Annotated in this window: 13 protein-coding genes and 1 tRNA gene; 4 read left to right on the top strand and 10 right to left on the bottom strand. The window is 68.4% G+C overall.

Annotated elements, in window-relative coordinates; genetic code table 11:
• Positions 1–78: 78 nt before the first annotated feature.
• Positions 79–1143, bottom strand: coding sequence for an ABC transporter ATP-binding protein (locus J8G26_RS05295; protein WP_210568197.1), 1065 nt, complete (start codon positions 1141–1143; stop codon positions 79–81).
• A gap of 104 nt (positions 1144–1247) precedes the next feature.
• On the opposite strand from J8G26_RS05295, the gene J8G26_RS05290 reads away from it, so the two are divergent.
• A complete protein-coding gene (locus J8G26_RS05290) occupies positions 1248–2876 on the top strand; it encodes an iron ABC transporter permease (protein WP_246881256.1) in 1629 nt (542 codons plus the stop codon).
• A 194-nt stretch (positions 2877–3070) separates the two neighbouring features.
• Positions 3071–4483 (top strand): phospholipase D-like domain-containing protein, encoded by a 1413-nt coding sequence (locus J8G26_RS05285; RefSeq protein WP_210568195.1) that lies wholly within the window; start codon positions 3071–3073, stop codon positions 4481–4483.
• A 398-nt stretch (positions 4484–4881) separates the two neighbouring features.
• Here J8G26_RS05285 and J8G26_RS05280 read toward each other — a convergent pair.
• The 7 genes from J8G26_RS05280 to J8G26_RS05250 form a co-directional block, all read right to left on the bottom strand.
• Positions 4882–4956, bottom strand: a tRNA-Arg gene (locus tag J8G26_RS05280).
• 52 nt (positions 4957–5008) lie between these two features.
• Complete coding sequence (locus tag J8G26_RS05275; protein WP_210568194.1) at positions 5009–9355, bottom strand: translocation/assembly module TamB domain-containing protein; 4347 nt, start codon at positions 9353–9355, stop codon at positions 5009–5011.
• Positions 9355–11235, bottom strand: a complete 1881-nt coding sequence (locus J8G26_RS05270) for a BamA/TamA family outer membrane protein (RefSeq protein ID WP_087747388.1) — start codon at positions 11233–11235, stop codon at positions 9355–9357. Before J8G26_RS05270 ends, J8G26_RS05275 begins: the two co-directional genes overlap by 1 nt.
• Before the next feature lie 4 nt (positions 11236–11239).
• Positions 11240–12427 (bottom strand): VWA domain-containing protein, encoded by a 1188-nt coding sequence (locus J8G26_RS05265; protein WP_087747386.1) that lies wholly within the window; start codon positions 12425–12427, stop codon positions 11240–11242.
• A gap of 18 nt (positions 12428–12445) precedes the next feature.
• Complete coding sequence (locus J8G26_RS05260; protein WP_210568193.1) at positions 12446–13048, bottom strand: GNAT family protein; 603 nt, start codon at positions 13046–13048, stop codon at positions 12446–12448.
• Between the two features lie 17 nt (positions 13049–13065).
• A complete protein-coding gene (locus tag J8G26_RS05255; protein ID WP_210568192.1) occupies positions 13066–13311 on the bottom strand; it encodes a hypothetical protein in 246 nt (81 codons plus the stop codon).
• Positions 13312–14166: a MoxR family ATPase gene (locus J8G26_RS05250; protein ID WP_210568191.1), complete on the bottom strand. Its 855-nt coding sequence runs from the start codon at positions 14164–14166 to the stop codon at positions 13312–13314.
• A gap of 105 nt (positions 14167–14271) precedes the next feature.
• On the opposite strand from J8G26_RS05250, the gene J8G26_RS05245 reads away from it, so the two are divergent.
• A complete protein-coding gene (locus J8G26_RS05245) occupies positions 14272–14934 on the top strand; it encodes a c-type cytochrome (protein ID WP_210568190.1) in 663 nt (220 codons plus the stop codon).
• A gap of 112 nt (positions 14935–15046) precedes the next feature.
• Here J8G26_RS05245 and J8G26_RS05240 read toward each other — a convergent pair whose 3' ends face one another.
• Entirely contained in the window at positions 15047–15481 is a 435-nt protein-coding gene (locus J8G26_RS05240) for a DUF1841 family protein (RefSeq protein ID WP_087748367.1), read from the bottom strand.
• A 177-nt stretch (positions 15482–15658) separates the two neighbouring features.
• On the opposite strand from J8G26_RS05240, the gene J8G26_RS05235 reads away from it, so the two are divergent.
• The gene (locus J8G26_RS05235; RefSeq protein WP_198314717.1) at positions 15659–15880 is read left to right on the top strand and encodes a hypothetical protein; all 222 of its coding nucleotides are present in this window, start codon (positions 15659–15661) and stop codon (positions 15878–15880) included.
• A 61-nt stretch (positions 15881–15941) separates the two neighbouring features.
• Here J8G26_RS05235 and J8G26_RS05230 read toward each other — a convergent pair whose 3' ends face one another.
• A complete protein-coding gene (locus tag J8G26_RS05230) occupies positions 15942–16739 on the bottom strand; it encodes an IclR family transcriptional regulator C-terminal domain-containing protein (RefSeq protein ID WP_087747377.1) in 798 nt (265 codons plus the stop codon).
• Positions 16740–16815 lie beyond the last annotated feature (76 nt).

Here is a 16815-nt window from a genome sequence, read left to right as displayed (position 1 = left end):
TTAATTGTGCTATTTTTTCGATAGCTTTCAGCGCTTTGCACATAAGCGCTAGCGGACGATTTGGCTTGTAAAACTGCCTCAGCCGCGCGCAAACGTCACCACATGGTCAACCTGCGCCCGGATGCCAATCCACTCGCCCACGGCGTGGTTGTGGTGGCTGGGCACATGGGCCATCAGGGTCAGGCCGCTGGCCAGGCGCAGCGTGTACAAAAACTCCGAGCCGCGAAACGACTTGCGCACGATCTGCGCCTGCACGGGCGCGTGGTCGTCGTGCACCACGTCATCGGCGCGCAGCAGCACATCGCATTCGCCGCCGGGGTAGCTGGCGGGCAGGGGGCATTCGCTCAGATCGGTCAGGTCGCCCAGCGGGGTCTGCGCCACCACGTTGTTGCCGCGCTGCACCAGCGTGGCGGGGGCAAAAACGCCGTGACCGATGAAGTCGGCCACGAAGCGGGTGGCCGGCCGGTGGTAAAGGGTGTAGGCATCGTCCCACTGGTGCAAGTGGCCTTCGTGCATCACGCCAATCACGTCGCCGATCGCGAAGGCCTCGAACTGGTCGTGCGTGACAAACAGCGCCGTGGCCCCGGCGGCCTTCAAAATGTCGCGCACCTCGTGCGCCAGGCGCTCGCGCAGATCTACATCGAGGTTGGAAAACGGCTCGTCCAGCAGCATGAGCTGCGGGCGCGGGGCCAGCGCGCGCGCCAGGGCCACACGCTGCTGCTGCCCGCCCGAAAGCTCGTGCGGAAAGCGCGCCCCGCTGCCTTCCAGCCCCACCAGTTGCAGCGCCTCGGCCACGCGCGCGGCCTGCTCGGCCCGGGGCAGCTGGTGGATGCCGAACGCCACGTTGCGCTCCACGCTCAGGTGCGGGAACAGGGCGTAATCCTGGAACACCATGCCAATGCGCCGCTCTTCGGGGGGCACGTTCAGGTGCGTGCTGCCCACCAGCTGGCGCGTCAGGCGGATCTCGCCGGCCGATACGGGCTCCAGCCCCGCCACGGCGCGCAGCAGCGTGGTTTTGCCGCAGCCCGAAGGGCCGATCAGCACGCCGATATCGCCCGCATGCAGCCCCAGCGTGACGCCCTGGACGGCCGCCTGGGAACGGCCCGCGTAACGCACTTCCAGTTGTGAAACCTCAAGAAACATGGCTGGATTCTAGTGGGGCGGAGCGAATGCTTAAAATTCGCATTTGCATTCCCGGTCATCCCTTGGTCGGTCGTGCCATTTCTTCCTCTGCCGAGCCCCTCGCCTTGCACCGCACCCGCTTTTCCCTCTCTACCGTCCCCCTGATCCTGCTGGTGGGCCTGCTGGCCTTGCCCGTGCTGGCGCTGCTGGCATCGTGGCTGCCCTGGGGCGTGGTGCCGGCCGACACCGGCGCCATCCTGCGCGAGATGGCCAGCACCGTGCTGCCCGGCTATATGTGGACCACGCTCTGGCTGGGCCTGTGGGTGGCGGTGGGCGCGGCGGTGGTGGGCACTGCCGCAGCCGCAGCGGTCACGCTGTTCGAGTTTCCGGGCCGGCGCACGTTTGAATGGCTGCTGCTGCTGCCGCTGGCCATGCCGGCCTATGTCACGGCCTATGCCTACACCGACTTTTTGCAGTTCAGCGGGCCGCTGCAGGTGGCGCTGCGCGCAACCTTCGGGCTGGAAGGGCGCCTGCTGCCCGAGGTGCGCAGCCTCTGGGGCGCCATCTGGGTCTTCACCTTTGCGCTGTATCCCTATGTCTATCTGCTGGCGCGCACGGCGCTGGGCGAGCGTGCGGCGCACCTGATGGAGGCGGCACGCCTGCTGGGCGCGCCACTGTCGCGGCGCATCGCCACCATCGCGCTGCCGCTGGCGCGCCCGGCCGTGGCCGCGGGCGTGGCGCTGGCGCTGATGGAAACCCTGGCCGACTTTGGCGTGACCAGCTACTTCGGCATCCAGACCTTCACCACCGGCATCATCAAGGCCTGGCTGTCCATGGACAACCGCATTGCCGCCGCGCAGCTGTCCACCATGCTGCTGGCCCTGGTGCTGCTGCTGCTGTGGCTGGAGCATCGCGCCGAGCAGCGCATGCGCTTCACCGCCAAGGGCACGGGCCACGCGGGCGCCACCGAGGCCCAGCCCGTGCCACTGCGTGGCCTGGCGCGCGCCGTGGTGTGGGGCGTGTGCACGCTGCCGGTGTTCATGGGTTTTGTGGCGCCGGTGGCCTTCATGCTGCGGCCGCTGGCGTCCGACTGGTCGGTGCTGCCCTGGAACCGTTTTCTCGAATGGGCCTGGAACAGCGTGTGGCTGGGGGGCATCACCGCCGGCCTGGCCGTGGCCGTGGCGCTGGCGCTGGCCTTTGCCGTGCGCCGCAAGCCCGATCTGCTGACACGCGGCGTGGTGCGGCTGGCCAGCGTGGGCTATGCCGTGCCGGGCGCGGTGATCGTGGTGGGCCTGCTGCTGCCGGTGGGCTGGGTGCAGGCGCGCTTTCCGCAGTGGGGCGTGGGCGCGCTGGTCACCACCACGGCCGTGGGCATTGTGTGGGCGTATCTGGTGCGGTTTTGCGCGGTGGCGCTGCAGTCGGTGCAAAGCGGCTATGCGCGCATTCCGGCCAGCCTGGACGACTCGGCGCGCATGCTGGGCGCGGGCAGCGCGCGGCTGATGGCCCGCGTGCACTGGCCGCTGCTGCGGCGCTCCACCGTCGCCGCCGCGCTGCTGGTGTTTGTGGACGTGATGAAAGAGCTGCCCGCCACCATGGTGCTGCGCCCTTTCAACAGCGATACGCTGGCCGTGGTGGCCTACCAGCTGGCGCGCGATGAGCGCCTGGGCGAAGCCGCCTTGCCCTCGCTGGCGCTGGTGGCGGTGGGGCTGGTGCCGGTGATCTTGCTCAGCCGCACGCTGCGCAGCCGCGCCTGAAAATCGCCGGGGCTTTGTGGCATGGCGCCCGCCATGCGCTGTCGCTATGCTTGCGGCACTATGTGGCAGCCTGCACAAACCCCTCTTTGCAACGCCATGGACAGGCTCCTGCGCACCACCGGCTGCGCCACCCCGGGCGGCATGGCCCACCCGGCATTGCCCTGCAAACAAGCGGCCGCGCTGCAAGGTGCCCCATGACCGGTTTCGCGCTGCTGTCGGGCCTGGGCCACGCCATGCTGGTGGTCGCTGGCCTGTTGGTGTATGTGATGTTCACCCGCATCGACCACCAGCGCCGCCATCCGTCGGCAGCGCTGGCGTGGGTGCTGGGCATCGTGGCCTTTCCCTATGTGGCGCTGCCCTTGTTTCTGCTGGTCGGTTCGCGCAAGTTTGCGCGGCCACTGCGCCAGCCCCACTGGCCCGGCGATGCGCCGGCGCCCGGCCCCGCAGCGGCGGGCGAGGGCCCCGCGTGGGCCACGCGCCTGCTGGCGGGCATGGACCTGGCACCCGCCGTGCGCAATGCCCGTGTCCACTTTCACGAAGACGGCCCCGAAGCCCTGCAGGCCCTGCTGGCGCTCATCGACTCCGCCCAGCACAGCCTGGATGTCTGCACCTTCGTGTTCGGCCACGACGCGGTGGGCGAGCGCGTGGCCCAGGCCCTGGTGCAGTGCGCCCAGCGCGGCGTGGCCACGCGGCTGCTGCTGGATGCCGTGGGCAGCTGGCGCACCCCGGCGGCCATGCTGCGCCAGCTGAGGCGCCAGGGCGTGCAGGTGCGCCGCTTCATGCCCCTGCTGCACAACCCCATGCGCGGGCGCACCAACCTGCGCAACCACCGCAAGGTGGCCGTGGCCGACGGCGCGCGCCTGTGGAGCGGCGGCCGCAACCTGGCCAGCGAATACTTCATGGACCGCCCAGGCATGCCCGCGTGGCGGGATCTGAGCTTCGATGTCGAAGGCCCGCTGGCCGCGCTGGCCCAGGCGCAGTTCCGGGCCGACTGGCGTGCTGCCACCGGCCGCGTGCGCTTCACCCGCCACCTGCCGCCGCCGCGCCAGGCGCTGGCCGGCCCGCCCGGCGGCGCGCTGGCCCAGTGGGTGCCCAGCGGGCCAGACCAGCCCGACGACACCGTCTATGCCCTGCTGCTCACGGCGGCCTTCCACGCGCAGCGGCGCATCGTGGCCATCACGCCCTATTTCGTGCCCGACGAGGCCCTGCTCGACGCCTGGTGCATTGCCTGCCGGCGCGGGGTGCAGGTGCACCTGGTCGTGCCCGCCCGCTCCAACCACCGCCTGGCCGACTGGGCCCGCGAACGCGCCCTGCGCCAGCTGGCCGCAGCGGGCGCCCAGGTGTGGCTGGCCCCCGGCATGGTGCATGCCAAGGCGGTGGTCATCGACGACAGCATGGCGCTGACCGGCTCGCTGAACCTCGATGCGCGCAGCCTGTTCCTCAACTACGAAAGCATGACCGCCTTCTACGAGCGCGAGCAGGTGCAATGGCTGTCCGACTGGTGCGCCCGCCAGATCGCCACCGCCCAGCCCCACCAGGCGCGCCAGCCGTCCTGGCTGCGCGACATTGCCGAGGGCGTGGTGCGGGCGGTGGGGTTTCAGCTGTAGGGGCCGCTGCGGGCGAGGGCGCGCAGCAAATCAAGCGTGCTGAACGTTGCCCGTGGATGGTTAAAAAAACTCCTAATTTAATAGCTGTTTGCGCTTTTGAATAAAGGGCTAGAGGCCAATTTGACTCAATATTTGCAAATGAGTGCTTCTCTCTGCCTTCAGCGTCCCTTCCCACTCAGGCGGCGCCTGTCTCAATGGCGGTTGCTGCTGGGCATTCACCACGCCTTGGGAGCGCGGCATGCGCGCTACATGGCAATGCAAGCACTTATGCGAGGCGCGATGGGCCCCTTGCAGCTGGCGTCATCGCCTCGCCGTACGTTGTTGCACTGATCCAAGCCACTTCTCACAGGGGAAAAAGAAAAAGGCCGGAAACTTGCGGAAGCTTCCGGCCTTGCATGTGGTCCCCCCGACAGGAATCGAACCTGTATCTAGCGCTTAGGAGGCACTCGTTCTATCCATTGAACTACGAGGAGGCAGCCGGCGATTGTAGAGGCTGGGCGGGCGCCATATTTCTGCGCGGTGGGATCAGTCGTAGCGCACGGTGTAGATGATGTCCACCGCGCTTTTCTCGCCCGTCTGGCCGCGCAGCGTGAGGCGGCGCGAGAGGTCGTAGAAGATGTAGAGCGTGCCCAGCGTGCCCGACAGGCTGCGCTCGTAGGTCACATACATGTCCTTGGACAGGCGCTTGCCAAAGGTGAGCGCGGCGCTGGTGGCGTCTTCGCCGGCGCCGGGGCCCTTGAAGCCGATTTCGTCCAGACCCAGGCGGCTGGCCACCTGGGCGGTGGGGTTGCCGCCGCCGCGGCCCAGCAGGGTCAGGGCGGCTTGCTGCAGCACGGCGGCTTCGGCGCCGCCGTTGGCTGCATCGCGGCCCAGCACGACCCACGAGAGTTTTTCGGCGTCGGGCAGTTCGGGGTCGGAATACAGCCGCACGCGGGGCGCCAGCGCCGAGCCGGTGACCTGCACGCCCGCGCGCACGCTGATGTTGGGGCGCAGCGCCAGAATGTCGAGCGCGGGGTTGTTGTAGGGGCCGTTGAAGCGGATCAGGCCCGTCTCCACGTCCAGCACCTGGCCCCAGGCGCGGTAGCGGCCTGCGTCGGTGCGCACCTCGCCCGTCACGCGCGGCGGTGCGCCGGGCACGGTGCTGCTGCGGATGTCCAGTTCGCCGGTGAGGCGGGTGGTGATGCCCTGGCCTTGCAGTGCAAAGTCGCGGCCCAGGTTGAGGGTGATGGCCACGGCGGGCGACCGGGCAGTTTCGGCCTGCGCTGCTTTCTGGTTGGCGCGGCCGGCCGCCTGCGCCTTGGCCTGGTCGGCGCGGTCTTTGGCGGCCGAACGCACCACCACGTCCGATCCCAGGCTGGGCGCCGATTCGTCGGGCAGGATGATGGTGGCGCGGTCGGTGGTGAGCTTGCCGCGCAGGCTGAACTGCCCTTGCTGCAATTGCGCCTGCACCTGGCCCGACACGCTGACCTGCCGGTCGGCGCGCACCAGCACCTGCAGCGCGCGGGCCTCGGCGGTGATGTCCATGGTGATGCCCGACATGCCCGCGCCGGGCTCGCCCCAGCCCAGACGGCCCGAGCCGGTGAGGGTGCCGCCGTCTTGCGGTGCGGGCGTGCGGTTGCCGCTGAAACCCGCGATGCGCGCATTGCTGCCGCGCCCGCCTTGCAGGCGGAACTCGGTGATGTCTAGCTGGTTGCCCCGCAGGGTGGCGCGCAACTGGCCGTTTTGCAGGTCCACCCCATCGACGATGGAGCGCACGGCCAGCCCATCGGCGCCCAGCGTGCCGGCCCAGCGGGGGGCGGCGCGCGTACCCGACAGGGTGGCGTTGGCGTCGAGCGTGCCGCGCACGCGCCAGCCCGGCGGGGCCAGGGCCGACCACACGCCCATGTCGGGCAGGCGCGCGCGCACGTTGGCGGCCAGCGGTGCATCGGGCGCCCAGGTGGCGCCCGCCAGTCCGTTCGCATCTGCCAGCGTTTTGCCCAGCGTGAGGCGGGTGCTGGCGCTGGCATCGATCTCGCCGGCGCGATCGCTGGCCCAGAGCAGGCGTGCGCGCAGGGCCTCGCCTTCGGCCTCCAGCGTCAGTTCGGCCTGGCGCACGCCGGCGCGGCTGCCGGGTTCGGGGGCGGTGATGGCGGTGGGGCTGCCCGCGCCGGTGCCCTGGCCCGTGCTTTGCAGCACCGTGACGGGGGCGGTTTCGCCGGTGAGGATGCGCAGGTCGCCGCCGGTGCGCCGCAGGCTGGCCTGGGCGCGCAGGGTGGCGCCGGCGTCCACGCTCCACTGGCCCTCCAGCACCATGTCGCCACCCAGGCCCAGGCGGGCCAGCAGCGGCTGTGCCGGTTGGCCGGCCACCGCAGGGGCGCCCTCCAGCCCCAGCGCATCCACCCAGGCGAAGGGCAGGCCCTGCAGGCGGCCCTGGCTTTGCAGGCGCGATGCCGTGCCCGGCCCGGACTGGTAGCGCACGGGCTGCCATTGCAGCGTCACGCTGCCGGGCAGCGGGCCGCTCACGCGGGCCTGGCCGGCGGCGGCCTGCACCACCACCATGCCCGATGTGCCGGGCGCGGCGGGGGGCGGGCCAAGCTGTGCCGTCAGGGCCAGCGCCTCGGAGAGTTCCAGGGTCCAGGGGCCGGGGCGGGTGGTGTCTTGCGCCTGCACGCGCAACGCGCTCACCTGCGCTTTCCACAGCGCGGCCGATGCCAGCCCGCCGGTCGCGCGGGTGTGCAGCGTGGCGAGGAGCGTGCCGGTGCGCAGCTTGCCGTCCAGCGCCAGGCGGGCCTGCCGCAGCGAACCCGACAGTTCGGCTTGGAGCGATTGCAACTGCACAGCGGTCGCAGCGGCTGCCTTGCCGGAGTTGCCTGGCGGCAGGGTCAGGTCGAGTTGCGGCGCGGTCAGCGTGGCCTGCAGCGTGAACGGGGTTTTGTCCGTGGGCAGCGCCTGGCCCGCGCGGGCGGCTTGCAGCTGCTCTGCCAGGCTTTGCCAGCCGCCGCTCCAGCGGCTGGCCAGTTGCGCCTGGCCCTTGAGCGTTGCGCCGTGCAGGGCGGTGGCCAGGCCGGGCAGGCTGGTCAGCCAGCGCTGGGTGCGGTCGGCGTCGGTCCACTGCACCTGCAGCTCGCCGGCGCCGGTGCGGGGGGCCAATGCACCCTTGGCCTGGGCGCTGGCGCCGGGCACGGTGAGCTGCAGTTGGCCTTGTACAGCGATGGTGCCCAGCGTCACTTGCAGCGCGGTGGCCTCCAGCCGCGCCTGCATGGCATCGACCCGCAGGCGATCCAGCCGCACGGTGCCGTCGCCTTGTTGCGGCTGCCATTGCCCTTTGGCTTGCAGGGCGTTGATGCGCAGCGCAGGGGCGGGCTGCGTGCGGGGCTGGTCCGCAGTACCGGGTTTGGGGTTGCCCCGGGCGCCGGGCGACCGCGTGGCAGTGTTGGCCTGGATGTCGGCCGTGAACGCCACGTTGCCGCCGCCCTCGGTCTGCGCCACCACGCTGCCGGACAAGGGCGCCGCCGCCAGCGCCGAGTGAAGTGCCTCGGGGGGCAGGTTGCGCAGCTGGGCTTTGCCATCGATGGCGCCCGTGGCGGGCGTGTAGTGGCCTTGCACGGTGGCTGTGCCCTGGCCCACGCTGGCCGTGGCGGCGGGGATGCTCCAGCGCGTGCCGTCCCAGGTGGCGCTGGCGGCCAGGGCGGTGAGTGGCAGGCGCGATTGGTCCCACGGGCCTGCCAGTGCGTTGCGGATTTGCGCCTGCAGGGCCCAGCCCGACGCGGCTGGCGCTGCCGTGGGGCCGGCCTGCAGCGTGCCGTGCAGCAGCGTGGCGGGGGCCTGGGGCCACAGCGTGGCCAGGTTGACGGCGCGCAGCGTGGCACGGGCCTGTTCTATGGGCTGGGGTGCCCAGGGCGCCAGCGTGGCATGCAGGTCGGCCTGCATGGGTTCGGGCACGGAAGCGGGGGTGGATGGGGCGCGCGGTCGGGCGGGTGCAGGCTTTGCGGCCGGTGCGGGGGGCGCGGTGGATGCGGGCGGCGTGGCGGCTTCAGCAGCCTGTGCATTCGGTGCATCCGGTGCAACTGGGCGCAGGCGGGCATCCAGCTGCAATCGGGCCGCCGCTGTGGACAGCGTGCCCTTGAGCGTGGCGTGGGCCAGCACCTGCACGCTGGCGCTGCTGCCGGGCACGGCCTGGTGCACGCTGCCGCTCACCGTGGCATCGAGCGCCATGGGGGCCTGGGCGTCCAAGGTGGCGCGGGCGGTGTAGCGGCCCTGGGCCAGTGCCACATTGCCGATGGTCAGGTGGTGCTGGCGTCCGTCAAAGCGGTAGTCGCCCACCAGCCCCAGGGCTTCCACGGCGGGCGAGCCGGCCCATTGCAGGCGGTCGATGCGAAAGGGCAGGCCGATCTGCAGCGGCAGCACCAGTGTGTCGAGCGGGGTCAGGGGCTCGGTGCTGGGCGGGCCCAGCGGGGTGATCGTTACCGTGGCGGCATGCACCTCGCCCAGTTCCAGGCGGCGCTGCAGCAAGGGCGCCAGCTGCCAGCCCACGCGGGCATCGCTGACTTCGACGCGCAGCGTGGGGCTGCTCCAACGCAGCCAGCCAATGCGGCCACCGCTGCGCAGCGATCCGCTCACCTCGCGGCTGTCCAGCGTCTGGCCTGCTGGCAGGTATTGGGCTGCGCGCGCCAGCAGGGTGGCCAGAGAGTTGTCGCGGCCCGACCACCACCAGGCCAGCGTGCCGGCCGCCAGCACCAGGGCGCACAGCCCCACCAGCAGCCAGCCGGTGAAGCGCAGCGCCCGGCGCGCCCGCTGGCCGTGCATGCCGCGTGCGGAGGCGGTGGCTGGCGCGGCGCTGCCTGCAGAAAAATCTGCCTCGGGTGCGCGATGGGCGGGTGGCTGGCGGCGCATCAGAAGCTGAACCCCAGGCGCAAATGCAGCCGCAGTTGTTTGGCTTGCACGCCATAAGCCAGGTCGGCCTGCAGCGGGCCCACCGGGCTGCGCCAGCGCACGCCGGCGCCCACGCCGACGCGGGCGGTGAGGTCGCCCACGCGGTCGGCCACGGCGCCGGCATCGACAAAAACGGCGCTCTCCCAGTCGGTCATGGCGCCGTTGTAGACGATGGGGCGTTGCCATTCCGCGCTGGCCAGGCCCAGATAGCGGCCGCCGTAGAGCAGGTTGTTCTCGGTGCGCGCGCCGATGGCGCGGTAGCCATAGCCGCGCACGGTGGTGTCGCCGCCGGTCAGGAACAGCTGGGTCACCGGGATCTGCGCCGCCTGGCGCGCCAGCACGGCGCCGGCTTCTGCGCGCAGGGCGATGCGCGCGTTGCGGGCACCACCGGTGGCGGCCTGCACCCGGCCCGCCGCAATGAACGATTGCCAGCGCAGCAGCGTGCGCACAAAGGGCGCGCGTTCGGGGGTGAGCGTGGTGCCCGCCCCCAATTCCACCGCCAGCCCGTATCCGCGCGTGGGCGCCACGGTGCTGTTGAAATAGCGGCCCGTCCAGCCGTAGTTCAGGCTCAGCGCCGTGCCCGAGGGCGGAGCGTTCAGGCCCTGGCTGTTGGCGTAGTCGTATTGCAGAAAATAGTTGCGGTCGATGCGCGTGCTGCTTTTGCTGCGGCCGGTGCGCAGGCGCGCGCTGTTGACCTGGTAGTCGCCCGTGGTTTCGCGCTGCGCCTGGGCCGCGGCAAACCAGCGCCAACCATTCTCGTCGGGCAGGTCGGTCCACTCGGTGCTTGCCAGTTGGGTTTCGCGGTCCAGCAGCAGTTTGCTGACCGCACGCCAGCCCATGCCGGGCAGCTGGTTGTGGATGTGGTCCATCGAAAGGCGCGGGCCGCTGTCGGTGGACAGGCCGGCGCCAAACACCAGCTTTTGCAGCCGTGCCTCGCGCACCTGCGCCACCACGGGGGCGGCTTGCGGGTCGCTGCCTTCGGTGTCGAGCGTGAGGAACACGGCGTCGTAATAACCGCTGCTGGCCAGGCGCAATTGCGCGTCCAGCAATTGCGCCTCGTCATAAAAGGCCCCGGTGGGCAGGCGGGCCAGGCGCCGCGTGCCATCAGGGTCGTAGCGTTCGCTGCCTTGCACCTGCAGGGGGCCGAAGCGGTAGGCGGGGCCGGTGTCGTAGTGCACGCTCAGCGCCGCCTGGTGGGTGTCGGCATCCACCTCGGACCGGCTTTGCGCGATGCGGGCCGTGGGGTAGCGCCGCACCTGCAGCTGGCGCAGGCCGTCGGTCTTGGCGCTGTCCCAGGCCGACTGGGTGAAGGGCTGCCCGGGCGGCAGCGACCAGTTGCGCTGCACGCGCTCTTGCCGGCGTGCGCGGTTTTCGGTGCCGTCGTCGGTGCGCTCGTCCACTGTGATGCGGGTGCTGGCAACGTGGGTTTGCGGGCCGGGCTCTGCCACCAGCACCACGGCACGCAAGGCGGCGCTGCTGCCCGGGGTGTCGGTCATCAGCACCGTGATGGTGGGGGCAAAGTAGCCCAGCGTGCCCAGCAGTTCGCGCGCGTTGGCGTCGGCCGCACCCAGCAGGCGCTGCAGTTCGCCGTCTTGCAGATCGGGCAAGGTGCGGAAACGCTGCAGCTCCAGATGGCGTTCCAGCGTTTCGCGCACGCCGTCGGGCGCACGCACTTCGAGCGTGAACGCGGGCAGGGTGGAACGGTCGGTGACCGGCGTGGAGGCGGTGTCGGCGGCGGCGCTGTGTTCGCCCCGGGGCAACAGGCTGCAGCCTTGCAGGCACACCACGCAGAAAAACAGCAACGCCGGCCATCGGGCCGGCGTTGGGGAAGCGATGGGCATGCGTTTATTTTGACAGCAGCCGCATGGTTTCTTCGAGCCCCTTGAGTGACAAAGGGTACATGCGGTTGCCGATGAGCTGCTGGATGATGCTGATGCTTTGGCGGTATTGCCACACGCCCTGCGGCTCGGGGTTGATCCACGCAAACTTGGGGAAGGCGTGCGTGAGGCGCTGTAGCCACTCTGCGCCCGGCTCCTCGTTGTTGTATTCCACACTGCCGCCGGGCTGCAATATCTCGTAGGGGCTCATGGTCGCGTCGCCCACAAAGATCAGCTTGTAGTCCTTGTTGTACTTGCGGATGATGTCCCAGGTGGGGAACTTCTCGGCAAAGCGGCGCCGGTTGTTCTTCCACATGAAGTCGTACACGCAGTTGTGGAAGTAATAGAACTCCAGGTGCTTGAACTCGCTCTTGACGGCGCTGAACAGTTCTTCCACCCGCTGGATGTGTTCATCCATGGTGCCGCCCACGTCCATCAGCAGCAGCACCTTCACGTTGTTGTGCCGCTCGGGCACCATCTTGATGTCCAGATACCCCGCGTTGGCTGCCGTGCTGCGGATGGTGTCGGGCAGGTCCAGTTCCAGCTCATGCCCTTCACGCGCAAACTTGCGCAGGCGGCGCAGCGCCACCTTGATGTTGCGCGTGCCCAGCTCCTGCTGGTCGTCGTAGTCCTTGTAGGCACGCTGCTCCCACACCTTCACGGCGCTTTTGTTCTTGCCCGCGCCGCCAATGCGCACGCCCTGCGGGTTGTAGCCGCCATGGCCAAACGGGCTGGTGCCGCCGGTGCCGATCCACTTGCTGCCACCCTCGTGGCGCTCTTTCTGTTCTTCGAGCCGCTTCTTCAGCGTCTCCATCAGCTCGTCCCAGCCCATCTTCTCGATGGCAGCCTTTTGCTCGGGCGTGAGTTCGTTCTCCAGGATCTTGCGCAGCCAGTCGGCCGGGATCTCCTTGGTGAAGTCGGCCACCATTTCCACGCCCTTGAAATAGGCGCCGAAGGCCCGGTCGAACTTGTCGTAGTGCTTCTCGTCTTTGACCAGCGTGAGGCGCGAGAGGTTGTAGAAGTCGTCCAGGCTCCAGGCGTCATCCGACTTGGGGCCCACCACACCGGCTTGCAGGGCTTCGAGCAGGGTGAGATATTCCTTGACCGACACGGGCAACTTGGCCGAGCGCAGGGTGTAGAAGAAGTCGATGAGCATGATTTTGGCCTCCAGCGCTTATGGGTTGTGCGCATGCTGCTCTAAAATATATAGCAACTGTGCTTTGGCCTCGGGCCATTCGCCCGAGCGCATGCTGTACATCACCGTATCGCGGATGGTGCCGTCGCGGCGCAGCGCGTGGCCGCGCAGCACGCCGTCCTTCTTGGCGCCCAGGCGCTCGATGGCGCGTTGCGACGCAAAGTTGTAGTTGTCGGTGCGCCAGCCCACTACATGGCAGCCCAGCGTGTCGAAAGCGTGGCCCATCATCAGCAGCTTGGCAGTGGTGTTGACGTGGGTGCGCTGCGCGCTTTTGGCATACCAGGTCCAGCCAATCTCCACGCGGCGCGCGGCGGGCACGATGTCGTGGTAACTGGTGGAGCCCAGCACCTTGCCGGTGGTATCTTCCACCACGGCAAAGGCAAAACGGTTCCCGTCTTCGCGCATCTTGAGCGCGGCCTCGATGTACGCGCGGGTGTCCTGCGGCTCGGGCACCGAGGTGATGCGCAGCTTCCACAGCGCGCCATCGGCGGCAGCGGCCCGCAGGCCGTCTTCATGGGCCAGCGCCAGGGGCTCCAGGCGGACGCCGCAGTCCCGCAGCGTGACAGGTTCTACAAAAGCCATGGGTCTCTGCCCTTTGATCAATCCTTGGACGGCTGGCTGCGGCGGCTGTTTTGCCAGCGCCGAGCCGCATGCAGGCCCAGGCCACCACCGATGCCCACCAGGGCGATGCCGATCAGGCTGCCGGTGCCGTAGCCAGGCGCGAAGATGTCGAACCCCAGCAATTGGCCCAGCCAGAAGCCCAGCAGCGCGCCACCCAAAAAGCCCACGGCATCTGCAAAGCCGTTGACCAGCAGTTGGCGGGTGTCGTTGGCGCCGCCGCTCACTCAGCGGTTCCTCTGGTTCATGAACACCAGCTTTTCAAACAGGCTCACGTCCTGTTCGTTCTTGAGCAGCGCGCCCACCAGCGGCGGCACCGCCACCTTGTTGTCGGCGCTTTGCAGGGCTTCGAGCGGAATGTCTTCGGCTACCAGCAGCTTGAGCCAGTCGATCAGCTCGCTGGTGGAGGGTTTCTTTTTCAGGCCGGGCAGGTTGCGCACGTCATAAAACGTCTTCATCGCCACGCCCAGGAGCTCGCTCTTGAGCGTGGGGAAGTGCACATCCACGATCTGACGCATGGTGTCGGCCTCGGGGAACTTGATGAAGTGAAAGAAGCAGCGGCGCAAAAATGCGTCGGGCAGCTCTTTTTCGTTGTTCGAGGTGATGAACACCAGGGGGCGGTGTTTGGCCTTGATGAGCTCGCGCGTTTCGTAGCAGTAGAACTCCATGCGGTCGATCTCGCGCAGCAGGTCGTTCGGGAATTCAATGTCGGCTTTGTCGATCTCGTCGATCAGCAGCGCCACGGGGCGGTCGGCCGTGAAGGCCTGCCACAGCACGCCCTGCACGATGTAGTTGCGGATGTTCTTGACGCGCTCGGCGCTGTCGCCGTCATTGAGCTGACTGTCGCGCAGGCGGCTCACGGCATCGTATTCATACAGCCCCTGCTGCGCCTTGGTGGTGGACTTGATGTGCCACTGCAACAGCGGCATATCGAGCGCCTGGGCCACTTCTTCGGCCAGCATGGTCTTGCCGGTGCCGGGTTCTCCCTTGACCAGCAGAGGGCGTTGCAGCGTGATGGCCGCGTTCACGGCAAGCATCAGGTCTTGGGTGGCGACGTAGTTCTGGGAGCCTTGAAATTTCATGAACAAAACACCGGATCGTTGATGGATGGGCTTGACAAAGCGCTGGCTATAATCGCTGACTGATCAGAGCCCTGAGCTGAACCTTCATACGATTGTGCGCGCAAAATGAACAAGACGTTGACCACGATATTCGCCCTGGCTGTCGCTTCCGTGACCGTCTTGTCCCACGCACAGGAAGCCAAGGGTGATGTCGAAGCCGGCAAGCAGAAAATTGCGATGTGCATTGGCTGCCACGGCATTCTGGGTTATCAGGCCAGCTTTCCCGAAGTGCACAAGGTGCCCATGATCTCGGGCCAGAGCGGCAAGTACATTGCGGCCGCCCTCACCGCCTACAAGAAGGGCGAGCGCAAGCACCCCACCATGCGCGGCATTGCCGACTCGCTGACCGAGCAGGACATTGCCGATGTGGCGGCCTACTACGAACAACACGGCAAGACCAGCGCCGAACTGCCCGCCAAGCCCGGCCGCGAACCCAGCGTGCAGGTGGCCGAGTTGCTGAAGAAGGGTGCCTGCGTGTCTTGCCACGGCGACAACTTCGCCAAGCCGATCGACCCGTCCTATCCCAAGATTGCGGGCCAGCACGCCGACTACCTGTTCGTGGCGCTCAAATCGTACAAGGTGGAAAAGAACACCAACGTTGGCCGCAACAACGCCATCATGGGCGGCATCGCCAAGCAGTTCACCAACGCCGAGTTGAAGGCGCTGGCAAGCTATGTGGGCTCGCTCGACGGCGACCTGCACACGGTGCCGCAATCGCGCTTTCGTTGAGCGGCCAGTCCGTCTGGGTTTACTTTGACCCCGGCCAGCGCCGCCCACCCCCACGCACAAAGCCCGCAGCCTGCGGGCTTTTTTGTACCCGTCTGAACCCGCCCGGGTCGCTTCAGTCCCGCGTGGCGCGGCGCTGCACGCAGGCGATGTAGGCGTCGCCATCGGGCGGGCGGCCGGCGCGCTGGCTCTCCCACAGCATCTGGCCCAGGCAGTCCATGGTGGCGTGGTGCGCGTCGTGCAGGGAGTCAAGGCGCGCCGTGAGCAACTCCACCGCCTGGCGGATGCCGCGCGGCTGGTCGATGCTGCACTGCTCGCTGATCGACAGGTGCATCGACAGGTGCAAAAAAGGGTTGGTCTGATCCGGCGTTTCGTCGTAGTTGCGTGCTACGGCGGCATCGGCGTCGGCCAGTTCGGCGTGGTATTCGGGGTGCTCTGCGATCCACAGGCTGGCCAGGGTTTCGATAGCCTCCATGGGCTCGCCGCTGCGGGTCTTGGCGTGCACCGCGCAGAGGAAGCGGCGCACATCGGATTGGGACGGGTTGAACATGGGGGCAGAGCGTAGCACGCAGATGCGGCGGTCATGGCGCGGCGCTGGTGGCGCGCCATCGCGGTGGCGTCCTACGCGCGCCGCCTCTGCCCACGCTTACAGTGGCCAGGCACAGGCGGGGAAACCGGGGTCGCTGCTGCGCCTTTGTCCAACAGCCCCGGATTGGGGAGATATGCCATGAATGCACTGCGTCTGACCGGAGTGGTCCTGATCGTGCTGGGGCTGGCCGGGTTCTTGACCGGCGGTTTCAGCTTTACCAAGGAAACCACGCAGGCCAAGCTCGGTCCGCTGGAGCTTACGGTGAAAGAAAAGGAATCGGTGAATGTCCCCCAGTGGCTGAGCCTGGGCGCCATTGCGCTGGGGGCGGTGGTGTTGGTGCTGGGCTTTCGCAAGCGCTGATCAGTGCGCGGCCTGCCGTCCACCAGCGGCAGGTTCCAATCGCTTGCGCGCGCGTCAGGCGTCAGGTGCGTTGGGTGCCCAGCATGCGTGAAATGGTCTGCGCCGCGCGCAGCAGCGCGGGCAGCATGGTGGCCTGCATCACCTCGGCGCTGGTGCGGTTGGCCTGGCCGCTGATATTGAGCGCGGCCACGGTCTGGCCGGCGCGGTTGGTCAGCGGCGCGGCCAGCGAAATCAAGCCTTCTTCCAGCTCCTGATTGATCAGGCACCAGCCCTGCGCGCGCGCCTGGCGGATATGCGCCAGCAGGGTGGGCATGTCTGCCGTGGTGTACTGGGTGAAGCGTTGCAGCGTCAGCCCCTGCAGCCGTGCCACCAGTGCGTCGTCGGGCAGGCCCGCCAGCAGCACCCGCCCCATGGATGTCCAGGCGGCGGGCAGGCGCGAGCCCACGCCCAGGTTGGTGCGCATGATCTTGTGCGTGGGCAGGCGCAGCACGTAGACGATATCGAGGCCGTCGAGCACGGCCGCCGAGCACGACTCGCGCACCTGCTCCACCAGCGCTTCCATCACCGGCTCGGCCAGGTCCCAGATGGGCATGGACGACAGGTAGGCAAAACCCAGGTCGAGGATGCGCGGGGTGAGGCGAAACAGCCGGCCGTCACTTTCCACATAACCCAGGGTCTGCAGCGTGAGCAGGATGCGCCGGGCGCCCGCGCGGGTCAGCCCGGTCTGCGCGGCGACTTCGCTCAGCGTCTGCTGCGGCGCGGCGGCGCTGAATGAGCGGATGACTTCGAGGCCGCGCGCGAAGGACTGCACATAGCTGTCGCCGGGTTTGGGGCGCGCAGAGGGGGTGGGGTTGCCCATGGAGCTGTCCGTTCTATAATTCATGATGCGAACATTTGTTCATTCTACGAACAAATGAGGGCGTTTTTTTGATACT

The organism is Acidovorax sp. JG5 (assembly GCF_017939685.1).
Lineage (GTDB): Bacteria > Pseudomonadota > Gammaproteobacteria > Burkholderiales > Burkholderiaceae_C > Acidovorax.
This window is presented reverse-complemented; position numbering and strand designations above follow the sequence as displayed.